Annotated in this window: 11 protein-coding genes; 4 read left to right on the forward strand and 7 right to left on the reverse strand. The window is 66.1% G+C overall.

The window, feature by feature from the left end:
* Positions 1–258: 258 nt before the first annotated feature.
* Complete coding sequence (locus ACUJ46_RS06720; RefSeq protein WP_445389697.1) at positions 259–1,281, reverse strand: glucokinase; 1,023 nt, start codon at positions 1,279–1,281, stop codon at positions 259–261.
* A 16-nt stretch (positions 1,282–1,297) separates the two neighbouring features.
* Positions 1,298–1,993, reverse strand: a complete 696-nt coding sequence (locus ACUJ46_RS06725; protein ID WP_445389698.1) for a 6-phosphogluconolactonase — start codon at positions 1,991–1,993, stop codon at positions 1,298–1,300.
* Positions 1,994–2,141: 148 nt separating this feature from the next.
* Here ACUJ46_RS06725 and ACUJ46_RS06730 point away from each other — a divergent pair, with 148 nt between their 5' ends.
* The 4 genes from ACUJ46_RS06730 to ACUJ46_RS06745 all read left to right on the forward strand — a co-directional run bounded on the left by ACUJ46_RS06730 (position 2,142) and on the right by ACUJ46_RS06745 (position 7,390).
* Complete coding sequence (locus ACUJ46_RS06730; RefSeq protein ID WP_445389699.1) at positions 2,142–2,807, forward strand: protein-L-isoaspartate O-methyltransferase family protein; 666 nt, start codon at positions 2,142–2,144, stop codon at positions 2,805–2,807.
* 9 nt (positions 2,808–2,816) lie between these two features.
* Positions 2,817–4,214 carry a TolC family outer membrane protein gene (locus tag ACUJ46_RS06735; RefSeq protein ID WP_445389700.1) on the forward strand — a complete coding sequence of 466 codons (1,398 nt, stop codon included), beginning with the start codon at positions 2,817–2,819 and terminating at the stop codon, positions 4,212–4,214.
* A 13-nt stretch (positions 4,215–4,227) separates the two neighbouring features.
* A complete protein-coding gene (locus ACUJ46_RS06740) occupies positions 4,228–4,677 on the forward strand; it encodes a DUF2497 domain-containing protein (RefSeq protein WP_445389701.1) in 450 nt (149 codons plus the stop codon).
* Between the two features lie 67 nt (positions 4,678–4,744).
* Positions 4,745–7,390: a valine--tRNA ligase gene (locus ACUJ46_RS06745; RefSeq protein ID WP_445389702.1), complete on the forward strand. Its 2,646-nt coding sequence runs from the start codon at positions 4,745–4,747 to the stop codon at positions 7,388–7,390.
* A gap of 39 nt (positions 7,391–7,429) precedes the next feature.
* On the opposite strand, the gene ACUJ46_RS06750 is transcribed toward ACUJ46_RS06745, so the two are convergent.
* The 5 genes from ACUJ46_RS06750 to ACUJ46_RS06770 form a co-directional block, all read right to left on the reverse strand.
* A complete protein-coding gene (locus tag ACUJ46_RS06750; RefSeq protein ID WP_445389703.1) occupies positions 7,430–8,134 on the reverse strand; it encodes an NYN domain-containing protein in 705 nt (234 codons plus the stop codon).
* A gap of 81 nt (positions 8,135–8,215) precedes the next feature.
* Complete coding sequence (locus ACUJ46_RS06755; RefSeq protein ID WP_445389704.1) at positions 8,216–11,335, reverse strand: efflux RND transporter permease subunit; 3,120 nt, start codon at positions 11,333–11,335, stop codon at positions 8,216–8,218.
* A gap of 10 nt (positions 11,336–11,345) precedes the next feature.
* On the reverse strand, positions 11,346–12,428 hold the full coding sequence (locus tag ACUJ46_RS06760) for an efflux RND transporter periplasmic adaptor subunit (protein ID WP_445389705.1): 1,083 nt from the start codon (positions 12,426–12,428) through the stop codon (positions 11,346–11,348).
* A 407-nt stretch (positions 12,429–12,835) separates the two neighbouring features.
* Positions 12,836–13,219 (reverse strand): hypothetical protein, encoded by a 384-nt coding sequence (locus tag ACUJ46_RS06765; RefSeq protein WP_445389706.1) that lies wholly within the window; start codon positions 13,217–13,219, stop codon positions 12,836–12,838.
* A complete protein-coding gene (locus ACUJ46_RS06770; protein ID WP_445389707.1) occupies positions 13,219–13,593 on the reverse strand; it encodes a hypothetical protein in 375 nt (124 codons plus the stop codon). Before ACUJ46_RS06770 ends, ACUJ46_RS06765 begins: the two co-directional genes overlap by 1 nt.
* Positions 13,594–13,661 lie beyond the last annotated feature (68 nt).

Raw genomic sequence — 13,661 nt, forward strand, 5'->3', positions numbered from 1 at the left:
AAGGACAAAAGCATTCGAATTCCGGGCACGGGCCGTCGTGAAGACCGCTTGCGAAACCGGCGGACTTTGAGCCCGGTGGTTTCCTGCCCGACCCACCGAAATTTACGGATGGGTATTTGCGCGCCGCTCTAAAGGCTGCACCCTCCCGCGAAACCTGACACCCGTGTCAGGTGGGAAAGAAGGCCCGGAAGCGTTGCAAGATAGATACAGTGACGCGCGACCGTATGAGCCGCCCGGGGGCCGGAACAGGCAGCATGGTCAGCGTCCGGTGGCGCGAAGGCAGGCGATGGCGGCTCCGAGCAGGCCCGGCTCCGGATGGGTGAGCCTGAACAGCGGCAAGCTGGCGAGATGATCGGAAAACCGCCCCTTGTCGGCAAGGCGTCGCGAAAAGCCCGAGCCGGCAACAAGATGGGACGCGCGCGCCGCAAGACCGCCGGCAAGCACCAGCGCCTGCGACCCGTGGGCTAGCAGCAGATCGCCGGCAACACTGCCCAGCATCCGCAGCCAACGGTCGAGCGCCGCGCGTGCCGGGCCGCCCTCATCCCCGATTGCGGCCGCCCAGAGTTCGGCATCGGGCATCCCCAGCCATTCCGTTCCGGCATCATGTGCCAGTTGCCGGGCGATCGCCGCGAGGCCGGGACCGGAGACGACACGCTCGACCGAAACGCGGCCGATGTCTTCCCTGAGTGACGCGAGCAGCCTGTCCTCGAAGGTGTCATGCGGGGCGAAGCCGATGTGACCCGCTTCTGTCGCCTGCACGATCGGCATATTGCCCGTGCGCAACAGCGCGACGCCCAGCCCGGTGCCGGGACCGATCACCGTCACCCAGCCATCTGCCGGAAGGCCGGGCCGCAGGGGCGCGCTCGTATCGCCGAGCGGTTCGCCGAGCGGTTCGAGCGCATCCTTGCCGCAAACGGAAACGGCATGGGCGACCGCCGCAAAGTCATTCACCAGGACCACGTGCCCAAGGCCGAGTTGGCCAGCGAGACTGGCGGACCGGACTATCCATGGGTTGTTGGCGAAGCGCAGTTCCGCCCCTTCCACCGGCCCTGCAATGGCAATGCCCGCAACATCGGGAAGCGGGCCGTCGACAGCATCGGCAAAGGCGCGGAAAGCCGCTTCGAGACTGTCATGCGCGGCCACTTCGAGACGGACGATATCGGACAGCCCGATGCTGCCGTCTTCGCCTTGCCGCGCGATGGCAAATCGGGCGCGGGTGCCGCCGATGTCGGCGCAGATCACCCCCGCCCTGGCCTCCACCGCGCGTGTCAGCCCGTCCATCGCCAGATCCCCGGCTTCAGGGGGCCCAGTGGATGTCGATGGCCTGGTCGGCATCCGCCAGAATCCGGCCGATCGGATGCCTGGACCCCGCCCCGTCCTCGAGGGCGGCCTCGAGCAGGTCGCGCGCCTTCTGGCCACGGCAGGAAATCAGCATGGCCCGGGAGGACAGGATCGCCGAGCGGGTCAGCGTCACCCGGGCATGGGGCGCATCGGCAGGTAGCGGATCCGGCGTGAGACCGATGGCGCGGTGCGGCGCCGTGATCGCCGCCTCGAAGTCCGGTCCGGGGGCGATTCCTGCGGCATGGCCATGCTCGTTCACGTCCAGCCAGACAACGTCAGGCGGCCAGTGGATGGCCTGCAGGCGGGCATCGGCTGCCCGGCCGGCATCGCCGACAGCCAGATTTCCGCCGGTCAGCGGCAGAACCCGCGCGCCCAGCGGCAGGAATCGTTCCGCCAGCACCCGCACGCGTGACAGCGGGCTGTCCACCGGAACAAGCAGATCATCCGTCGGGACGATCGTGACATCCTTCCATTTCAGCCGCGCGCCTTTCAGCTTGTCGAGAATGCCGGCGACGGAAGCGCTGCCGGGAAGCGCGGCCACGGCATCGCCGCGCGCATCGAGCGCCGATTCGATCAGGAACTGCGCATCGCCCGCAACCGCCTCGGCCATCTCGGCCGCGTCGTCATAGTCCCACCATTCGGCTTCAACCATCTTGAACCTGTCTCCACTGTCTGAAGCAGCCTCCTAATGCCTCGCGCGCCGCTTGTCGCCCTTTTCACGGCCAGTTGCGGCAGGCCCGCCCCCTCTGTATCAGGGCCAACCAGTTCCGATTTCATCCAGCTCGAAGGGGCTCCCAGACGTGGCCACCGCCGTTTCCGCAACCGCCCTCGCCCCGCGCGAGGCAATGATCGAAAGCCAGCTGAAGCCCTGTGGCATCGTGACGCCACGCGTCGTTGCCGCCTTCTTCGCCGTTCCGCGTGAAGACTATGTGCTGCCCGATCGCCGGGGCCTTGCCTATGTGGATGCACCGCAGCCGGTCGGCAGCGGCCGCGAACTGCTGTCGCCGCTTTCGCTCGGCCGCCTGATCGAGGAAGCGATGCCTGAAGAGGATGACCGCGTTCTCGTGATCGGCGCTGCAACCGGCTATTCCGCCGCCGTGCTTTCCGGGCTAGCCGGCCATGTGACGGCGCTGGAAAGCGATGCCGCGCTCGCGGCACGGGCGCGCGAGCAACTGCGCGGTTACACCAATGTGGCGGTTGTCGAAGGCCCGCTCGAATCCGGCTGGGCGGATGGCGCCCCCTATACCCTCATCTTGGTCGACGGTGCCGTGGAAAAGCTGCCCGACGACCTTGCCGCCCAGCTGGCCGAGGGGGGCCGGCTTTTCACCATCCTCGTCGGACCAGACGGGGTGGCTCGCGCCGCACGCGGTCGGAAGCAGTCGGGACTGCTGCACCTCGATCCCTTTGCGGAAACATCCGGCAGCCTGCTGCCCGGTTTCCGGAGGCCCCCGGCCTTCACATTCTGAAAGCCCCTCATGCGCCCAATCCTTCTTGCCACGGTTCCGGCAGCGCTTGTCGCTGTATCGCCCGTTTCCGCCGAAACCCTTCAGGATGCGATTGCCGCCGCCTATTCGGGTAACCCGCAGGTGGCTGCGGCACGTGCCCAGTTGCGGCAGATCGATGAAAGCGTGCCGCTGATCGCATCGGGAACACGGCCGAGCGCTGCCCTGAGCGGCAGCTTCACGCAGAACATGACCGAGAATTTCGGCGATCTTGGCCAGACCTGGCGCGCCGGCATCACCCTCAATCAGGCCATCTGGCAGGGCGGGCGCATCCGCTCAGACCTTTCCGCCGCGGAAGCCCGGATCGAAGCAGCGCGCGCCCGGCTGCTGTCGGTCGAATATCAGGTCATCGTCGATACGGTGACGGCCTATGCCGACTTGCTGCGCGCCCGTGAATTCGTGCGCCTCAACGAAAATCAGGTTAAGGTGCTGCAACAGCAGCTGCAGGCCTCGCGCGACAGGTTCGAAGTCGGCGATCTTACCCGCACCGATGTCGCCCAGTCGGAAGCGCGCCTGGCCTCCGCACAGGCCGGGCTGATTTCGGCGCGCGGCCAGCTGGTGCAGGCGGAACAGGCCTATGAGCGCCTTGTCGGCCGCGCACCGGGTGCGTTAGCTCCCCTGCCACCTTTGCCGCCGGTTCCGGCTTCGGCGCAACAGGCGCGGGACATGGCGCTTGAAACCAACCCCCTGCTGGCTGCCTCGAAACTGGATGAACAGGCTGCCAGGTCCGATGTGCTCACGGCCAAGCGCGAGCGCCTGCCAACTGTCGGGGTCCAGGCGACGGGCGCCTACACCAAGGCAACCGGCCCCTTCTTCGGCATTTCCGGTTTCGTGCCCCAGGTGGGTGTCACGGCCAGCATGCCGCTGCTGACCGGCGGCCTTGCCTCGGCGCGGGTGCGGCAGGCGCAGGCGCGGCAGAGCGAGCAGCTGGAAACCATCACCCAGACCCAGCGTCTGGTAAGCGAAGCCGCGACCGCCAACTGGACCATTCTGAAGACTGCCGAGGCGATCATCGAAAGCTCCAGGGCGCAGGTGGACGCCAGCAGCCTTGCCGCCGAAGGCGTGAAGCAGGAAAACACCGTCGGAAGCCGCGACATCCTCGACGTTCTGAACGCCGAGCAGGAACTTCTGAACGCCCGCGTTTCGCTGGTGCAGGCCGAGCGTGACCGCCATGTCGCGATCTACAGGCTGCTCGAAACCATCGGACGGCTTGAACCGGTGCTGGATGGAATAGCCGTTGCGCGCTATGATCCGGAGGCCAATGCCCGCCGCGTGCGTGGCAAGGGCTGGAGCGAGTTCGGATATGATCCTGACCCGCGCACCGACACGGACCGCAACCGCGCCGCCTCGACCATGGGCCCGCAACCATGAGGCAGATGGCAAGATGAGCAAGCCCCTCGATCCCAATCTCGCCTCCATCCTCGAATCGATCCGCGCGACGGTTGGGGGGGAAGCGCCACCGCCATCGGCGCGTGCGGCCCAGCGCCCGGCAAGGCCGGCCGAGGCCCCCGCGGAATCCATGGCGGACGATGCGGCGGCGGATGTTGAAATGCCGTCAGCTGGCACCGTCGATGCCGATCCGCAGGATGAGGCGCCGGAAAGCCTGTCTTCCGCTCAGCCGCTCACGCCTGCAGCCATCACGGAAGCGCTGCTTGCCCGCGTCGCCCATGCCGAACACGCCGCCTTGCCGGTTCCGGGCATGCAGCGGACGGTCGAGGAATTCCTCGCCGAAATGATCCGGCCGCATGTGCAGGCATGGCTGAAAGCCCATCTGCCGGAAATCGTCCAGAAGATGGCCGCCGAGGAAATCGCCCGCCTGACCGGCCGCAACTGACGGCAGGGAAAGGGAAGCCGGGGATTGGGCGCTTTTCAGATGCGCCCCGGGCGGCTAATCCGCCCCCATGTCCGAAACAGCCCAAACACCCCGCCTCGACAAGACCTTCGACCCGGCCGCCATCGAGGCGCGCTGGTATCCGCACTGGGAACAGGCGGGCGCCTTCCGCCCGGAACGGCCCGGCGCCACGCCTTTCACCATCGTGCTGCCGCCACCCAATGTCACGGGCGTGCTGCACATCGGCCATGCGCTGAATCAGACCCTGCAGGACATCCTCATCCGCTGGCAGCGGCTGAAGGGCAAGGATGCGCGCTGGATCGTGGGCACCGACCATGCCGGCATCGCCACCCAGATGGTGGTAGAACGCACGCTGGCCGATGAAGGGCTGACCCGGCAGGGCATGGGCCGCGAGGCCTTTCTGAAGCGGGTCTGGGCCTGGAAGGCGGAATCGGGCGGCGCCATCACCCGCCAGATGCGCCGGCTGGGCGCCAGCTGCGACTGGGCGAACGAACGCTTCACCATGGACGAGGGCTTCACGGCCGCCGTCACCCATGTGTTCGTCACCCTGCACGCGCGCGGCCTCATCTATCGAGATAAGCGGCTGGTGAACTGGGACCCGAAGTTCCAGACCGCCATTTCCGACCTCGAAGTCGAAACCCGCGAGGTGCAGGGCCATTTCTGGCACCTGCGCTACCCGCTCGCCGATGGCTCGGGTCATCTTGTTGTCGCCACCACCCGGCCGGAAACGATGCTGGGCGACACGGCCGTGGCCGTGAACCCGGAGGACGCGCGCTACGCCCACCTCATCGGCCGGATGATCGCCCATCCGCTGACGGGCCGGCTTATCCCCGTGATCGGGGACGAATGGGCGGACCCGGAGCTCGGCTCTGGCTGCGTGAAGATCACACCGGCCCATGATTTCAACGACTGGGCCGTCTACGAGCGCCACCGCGACATCGGCTGGATCAACATCCTAGATGCCGATGCCCGCATCCTCGATGACGCCTCCATCCCGGAAGCCTATCGCGGCCTCGACCGCTTCGAGGCCCGCAAGCGCATCGTCGCCGATCTCGATGCGCTCGGCCTGCTGGAACAGGTGGAGGACAAGGTCATCCAGGTGCCCCACGGCGACCGGTCGGGCGTGGTGATCGAGCCCTGGCTCACCGACCAATGGTATGTCGATGCCAGCAAGCTTGCCGAAGAGGCGCGCGCGGCGGTGATCGACGGCCGGACGGCCTTTGTGCCGAAGAGCTGGGAAAAGACCTATTTCAACTGGATGGACAATATCCAGCCCTGGTGCATTTCGCGCCAGCTGTGGTGGGGCCACCGCATTCCGGCCTGGTACACGCCCGACGGCACGGTGATCGTCGCCACGACCGAAGCAGAAGCACAGGAAAAGGCCGGCCCCGGCGTTGCTCTGCGGCAGGACGAGGATGTCCTCGACACCTGGTTCTCTTCCGGCCTCTGGCCCTTCGCGACGCTTGGCTGGCCGCAGGATAGCGCGGATCTTTCCCGCCACTATCCCGGCGATGTGCTTGTCACCGCGTTCGACATCATCTTCTTCTGGGTTGCCCGCATGATGATGCAGGGCCTGGAACTGACCGGCGAGGCGCCCTTCCACACCGTCTACTGCCATGGCCTCGTGCGGGACGCGAAGGGCCAGAAGATGTCGAAATCGAAGGGCAACACGGTCGATCCGCTGGCACTGGTTGACCGCTATGGCGCCGATGCGCTGCGCTTCACCATGGCTGCCAGCGAAGCGCAGGGCCGCGACGTGAAGTTCGACGAAAAGCGGGTCGAGGGTTACAGGAACTTCGCCACCAAGCTGTGGAACGCCGTGCGATTTGCCCAGTCCCAGGGGATCGGCGCATCCGCGTCTGCGGCCGAGCCTGAAGCAAGGCTGGCCGTGAACCGCTGGATCCTTGCGGAAACCGCCCGCATGGCCGCCGACGCCGAGGCTTCGCTCAGCGCCTACCGGTTCGACCAGTATGCCGCCACGCTCTACCAGTTCGTCTGGAGCCGTTTCTGCGACTGGTATCTGGAGCTGATCAAGCCACTGCTGGGCGAAGAGGGCGAGACCGCACGGGAAACACGGGCGGTTGCCGGCTGGGTGATCGATCAGATCCTCATCTGCCTGCACCCGGCCATGCCCTTCATCACAGAGGAACTGTGGCACGCGCAGGGTGAACGCACACAGGATCTGGTGCTGGCGCAATGGCCGGAACTTTCACCGCGCGAGGATGCCGCCAGCGACGAGATCGCCTGGCTTGTCGAGCTTGTCTCGGCCATCCGCTCGGCCCGCACCGAACTGAACGTGCCGCCGGCCGCGAGGCTCGCGCTGCATGCCGCCGAAGCCGATGCCGGGCTGGCGGCAAGGCTCGAACGCCACCGCACGGCGCTGGAGCGGCTGGCGCGGGTGGAGCGGATCGAATGCACCCCCGCGCCCGAAGGCGGGATGGCGCAGATCGTGGTGGAGGGGCTGACCTACGCCCTTCCGCTGGCTGGCATCATCGACCTCGATGCGGAAAAGACGCGCCTGACAAAGGCAGCGGAAGCAGCGGACAAGGAAGCGAAAAGCCTGGCGGCGCGGCTGTCGAACCCCAGCTTCACCGAACGCGCCAAGCCGGAGGCCGTGGAAAAGGCGCGCGAAGACCATGCAGCCCGCGCCGCCGAAGCCGAACGCCTGCGGGCGGCGCTCGCACGGCTGGGCTGATCAGGGCGCAGATCAGGACAGGGCGTGCCGCCGGGCGCCTCAGCGCACCCGTCGCACGAAATGCTGATTGTCCCGTGTTTCCAGCTGGAAGTTGGGGATTGCGGCGACAAGATCCGACAGCCGGCTGAAGCCATAGTTGCGGACATCGAAGGAGGAGCGGTTCCCCGCCCTGCTGCCCACTTCGGACAGCCGCGCATAGCCCTGCGCATCGCGCCTCGATTCCTTGAGCGCCATCGACAGGAGATCGACCATTTCCCTGTCCACCTCGACCGTTTCGGCCGGGATGTCAGCGCTTCTGGCCAGCCTTTCCACTTCGATGAAACGCGTGCAGGCATTGCGGAAGGATTCAGGGGTCGTCGCCCGGCCAAAACCATAGACGACCAGCCCGTCCTGCCGGATGCGTGTGGCCAGCGGGCCGAAATCACTGTCACTCGACATGATTCCGAAACCATCCACCCGACCGCCGAACAGCAGGTCCATGGCATCGATCGTCATGCGCATGTCCGTCGCGTTCTTGCCCTTGGTCACATCGAACTGCTGGTAGGGATCGAGCGCATGGCGGTGGGCCATGTCCTGCCAGCCCTTCAGGGCCGACTTGGACCAGTTGCCATAGACCCGGCGGATGTTGACCGCCCCCAGTTCGGCCAGCACCGTCAGCACCGGATCGAGGCTGTCCGGCGATGCATTGTCGGCATCGATGAGCAGCGCGATGTTCTTCATGCGCGGCTCCGGTGCATCTGCCATGTTCGCTCCTTCACGCTGGTGATCCATCATCCTGTCCAGGCCATGCCCTTAGCCATGGCCATGGCCGGCGGAAAGGACAGATCAGTTTTCCGGAAGGGGCTGGGGTGAATCGAGCGGGGCTTCCATCGGCGGGGCATGGCGCACGAGCAGCAGATACATGACAGGCGTGACAACCCGGCTGAGCAGCGTGGAAGAAATCAGCCCGCCAATGATGACCCATGCCAGCGGCGAGTAGAGCGCACTGCCGAACAGCGCCAGCGGCAGCAGCGCCAGAACCGCTGTCACGCTGGTCAGGAGAACGGGCAGGAAGCGCACCTCCCCCGCCCGCTCGATCGCCTCGCGAAGCTCCACGCCCTGCTGGCGCAACTGGGTGGTGAAATCGACCAGCAGGATCGAATTCTTGATCTCGATTCCGATCAGGGCAACAAAACCGATGACCGCCGTGAAGCTGATGCTGTTTCCGGTGAGGAAAAGCGCGATCAGGCCACCGAACATGCCCAGCGGAATCACGCCCGCCACGACCAGTGTTTCACGGAAGCGGCCGAATTCCAGCACCAGAATGGCAAATATGCCAAGGATGGCAAGAACGGCCACACCGCCCATGCCACCGAAGCTTTCCGCCTGCGCCCGCGCCTCGCCGCCCTGTTCGAAGGCATAGCCGGCAGGCAGGTCGAGACTGGCAAGGCCATCGCCGATTTCGCGGTTCACCTTGGAGGTGAGATAGCCGTCGGCCACGTTGGACGTGATGGCGACGCTTCGCTGCTGGCCGAACCGGAAGATGGACGCCGGCCCGCTGGACAGATGCGGCTCAGCGATGGACGGCAGCGGCACGGCCTCGCCGGAAGCCGTCGGCACATAAACGCGCTGAAGCGCCTCCACCGGCTGCAGGGCGCCCACCAGCTCACCGCCCGGCCCTTCCCTGCGGCTTTCAACCGGCAGGCGGACAACCACATCATAGCTGTCCCCTTCGGCATCGCGGTAGCGGCCGGCCTGTTCGCCAGCCAGTGCAAGGCGCGTCACCCGGCGCGCGGCGGCCGGCGAAACGCCCAGCAGTGCAGCCTTGTCCGCATCCAGCCCCAGTTCGAGATCGACACGATCATAGGCAAGCGGGTTGCGAACGTCGCGCGTGCCCGGGGTCTGGCGCATCATCGCTTCGGCGCGGGCGGCCTCGGCTTTCAGGATGGCAAGGTCCGGGCCAGTCAGAATCCATTCGATAGGCGCTTCGACAGGCGCGCCATTCTGGAAAGGCTGCACGGTGATGCGGGCATCGGGATAGGCGGCGAACTTTTCCCTGAGGCCCGCCATGAAGGCCTCACCCTTGCGCGGGTTCCATTCCGATACGGTGGCGGCAACCGTTCCATAGCTGGATTGCTGGGAAATCTCGCGGACATTGTAGAAAAGCTGCGGGTTGCCCCGGCCCACATTCGCCATCCGGTCGATGACAAGCGGTTCGGCTGCCAGCACCTTGTCGACAAAATCGATGGCGCGTGCCGTCGCGCCGATATCCGACCCTTCCGATGTTTCCACCTCGACAAGGAAATAGGGAACATCAGCCGGCGGAAAGAGGCTGGTGCCGAGAACCGGAATCAGCCCCAGAACCGCAACGCAGAGCGCCGTGGCGCCGGCAAGCGCGCGGCGCGGGCGCTCGAGCGCCCAATGCAGCACCGGCCCGTAGAAACGGTGGATCCCGCCCTGCACGGCCTGAAGGAAGCGGTTGCCATGCTCGCTTTCCTTGCGGGGCAGGATTCGCGAGGCGAGGAAGGGAATGATGGTCAGCGAGACGACAAGCGAGGCGAGCACGGTTGCGATCACCGAAATCGGAAGGCCGCGGGTAAACTTGCCGCCACCGCCGGGAAGCGCCGTGAGCGGCAGGAAGGCAAGGATGAGAACCGCCGTGCAGCCGATGACGGCAATGGCGATCTGCTGCGTGCCGGCAAGGGCGGCAGCCGTCCGGCTGTAGCCCATGCGCAGGTGGCGGGCGATGTTTTCCACCACCACGATCGAATCATCGACCAGAATGCCCAACGCCAGGATGAAGCCGGTGATGACGAGCTGGTTGAGCGAATAGCCCAGCACCCACATCACCAGCACGCCTATGGCAAGGCTGAGCGGAACCGAGACCATCACCACGGCAGACGCGCGCGGCCCCAGCGGCAGCAGCGTGATGAGCACGAGGGACAGGGCAAGCGCGAAGTCCCGCGCCAGCAGCGCCAGCTTGCTGCGCACATCGTCCGACTGGTCGAAGGCGAGATGCATCTCCATGTCGGGCGCCAGCGTTGCGGAATAACGGTCGGCGGCAGCGATCAGATTCTTCTGCACGTCGAGGACATTCACATTGTCCTTCTGGTTCGCCGTCACCCAGATGGCGCGCTTGCCGTTGAAGCGGGTGATGTGGCTGCGCTCCGGCGTTTCCCAGCCCACTGCTGCAACATCGCCCACACGCACCATCCGCCCGTCAACGGCGCGCAGCGGCACCGCGCGCACTTCCTCGACGGTTCGGAACGCGCCACCGGCACGCAGGTTGAGGCGCTGTTCGCCCGCGCGCAGCGCACCGGGCGGAAGATCCGTGCCGCCCACGCGCAGGGCATCGGTCACCAGTGTGACGGGAATGCCCAGTTCCGAAAGGCGCCCGAGATCGAGCGAAACCCGCATTTCCGGCCGGGGCACGCCCCATACAGTCGCGGTGCGGACACCCGGCTGGCGCTGGAACAGCTCCTTCAGATCCTTGCCGATCTTCTCCATCCGCCGCCATGAGGCTGTTTCGGAAACAATGGCATATTGAACCACCACGGCATCGGATGTGCGCACGCGCCTGAATTCGAGCCGCTGAATGCCTTCCGGCAGGCTGGCGCGGATGGCATTCACCTCGCGCACGGCTTCGTCGTAATTCTGGTCCGGGTCGCTGTCCCAGCCGAATTCGGCCGTGACAACCGCCTGCCCGTCGCGCGAGGTGGATTGCAGCCGGGTCAGATTATCGAGCCCGGCCAGCACGTCCTCGATGGGCTTGGCGACCGTCTGCTCCATGTCCGCCGGGTCGGCGCCCGGAAGCAGCGCGATCACGGTGACCACAGGGGCCTTGAAGGTCGGATCGACCGAGCGCGGGATGGAGAGGAAGGCGTTGAGCCCCAGGGCCGCCACCATCGCGAAGAGAACAAGGGTAAGCTGCCAGCGATGGACAGCAAAGGCGATGAGCGCGTTCATGGCGGGCCTGTCAGCCGGCCACAGGCGCGGAAGCTGCGGGCGCGGCGGCGGCTGGCGCAGCGGGCGCGGGCCGCACCCTGTCGCCTTCCGCCAGCCTGTCTATGCCAGCGGAAACGATCCGTTCCCCACGGGCAAGGCCGCCCAATATCTCTACCCCGGCATCGCTCACGCGGCCGAGCGTCACGAGCCTTGCCGCGATCCGCCCGCTTCCCGGGTCGACAACCCAGACAAAGCCTTCGTCGGCCCGGGCCGAGAAGATTGCCGTCGCCGGCACCATCAGCGGCGCCGGCCCGCCCGCACCCGCAATCCTGACCGATGCGATCATGCCGGACCGCAGGGCCGGGTGTGCGGGCAAGGCGAATTCCACCTGGAAGGTGCCCGTTGCCGGGTCGGCTCGCCCGGCAACTTCGATGATGCGGGCCGCCATGTCCGGGGCTGCGCCATCGGGGAAATGCACATTGGCCTGTCGTCCGGTCTCCAGGCCGGCTGCAAGCGCTGCCGGAAGCGGCACGCGCAGCACATGGCCGCTGGGATATTCGCCCAGAACCAGAACCGGCTCGCCGGCGGCAACCGTCTGCCCCGGCTCGGCAAGACGGGAAAGCACCACACCATCGGCAGGCGCGGTGATCCGGGCGTGGCGACGGTTGAAGGCGGCGGCGCTGCGCTCGGCCTCGGACGCCCTGTAGGCCGCTTCTGCGGATTCGACACGCGCCGTCGATACCCAGCCCTGCTGCGCCAGCTGCTTCTGCCGCTGAAGCTCCGCACTGGCCTGGCTGGCGCGGGCTTCAGCAGCTGACAGGGCTGAGTCGATTGCGGAAGGATCAAGCGCTGCCAGCAACTGCCCTGCCCGCACGACATCGCCTTCACGCACGGCGATGCTGGCAACCCGGCCATTGGTCACGAAGGCAAGCGGGGTTTCCCGCCGCAGCCGGACCGTGCCCGTCGCTTCGGCCTCCTGGCTTTCTGCCCGCGCGCCAACGTCATGCAGGCTGGCGGCAATGGCCGGCCGCTCATCGGCGCCTTCCGGTGCGCCGCCTGCACCGTTGCAGCCCTGAAGCAGAAGCAGCAGCGCAAGGCAGGTCAGGAAGGCCACGCCCCCGAATCTCCTGGCCCCCGGTATGTTTGAGTTGAGAGCACTGGCCCCGACACCGCTGAAATCAACGCCGCTGATGCCGACGCCCCTGATGTCGGTGCCCCGAATGCAGATTACCCCTGCACCGGTCCCGGATGATGGCTCCATGCCGTTGTAAAACCCCAGGGAAAACCCTGCGCCGTCAGCCGCCATGGTGCCTCGTCTTGAACTTTTTTCCACCCGGATTTGGGCGCGACTCAGTTTCTAGCGCATGGCTTGCCCTACGCCTACTGGATTTCTTGATGAGGGATTCACCCGGCGATGTGGCGGGCAATACACCGCCCGCCCGCCAGCCGGCCTTCTGGCCTGTAATTCACACGCACCGCCTCCACAGGGCATAAGAAATTCCCGCTAACTGCGTTAATTTCCTATTCCTCGATGGTCAGCGCCTCCAGCGTGATGCACATGCCCATCCTGTCATCGGAGTGGATTTCGCCCATGCTCTCTACAATTTCCAGTTCGGCCAGGAAATGACCCGCAAGTTCCAGATCCAGACTTTCGGGAAGGCATCTGAGCTTCTCATAACCGGCCTCTACCGCATCCCTCGGGCCGGAAAGACGGATGTCCAGCCTGTGCCGTGCCCCCCGGAAGGTCAGACTCGCCCATGGCTCGCAGGAGAAATCCTCGAGAATGAGAAAGAGACCGGCAGCTTCCTTCTCCTCATCCACGAAAGCGGCCTCGTTCCCGGCCATCACGACGGAACGGACCGCCCGCAGCAAACGGCCCTGAAGGGCATTCAGCTGCATGCGCATCAGCAACCTCCCCCCGGACTTGCGGAAACGATCCGCGGCTGGATCCGGCTTGCGCCACCAGCTGATATAGTGGCCGGCACGGTGGCTGGATCACGGGCAGGAACAGGACCGTCGCAGCCCACCACCCGCGCGGATGCGCGCAACAGGGCCGCCGCAGACCGCCGCGCCGACGGCGTGGCAAGGCCCGTATCGGGAATGGATGCGATGCTGTGGGCAATATAGGCGTGCACCCGCTTCTCGATCCTCTGGCCGGGCTGACGCCCGCGCCTGAGATCATGCACGAGGCGCGGATCACGTACGCTGTCCCGCCCGAAACGTGAGGGCGGCACATTGGTAAGTTTCAGACAAGTCTCGATGGCCTGCAAGAGCGACATGTCGCTAACACTCCTCATGACGACCCTTATTGAAGCCGTATTCCGCCATGAGCCGGAACGCCCACCCT

Source organism: Sandaracinobacteroides sp. A072, from assembly GCF_052616365.1.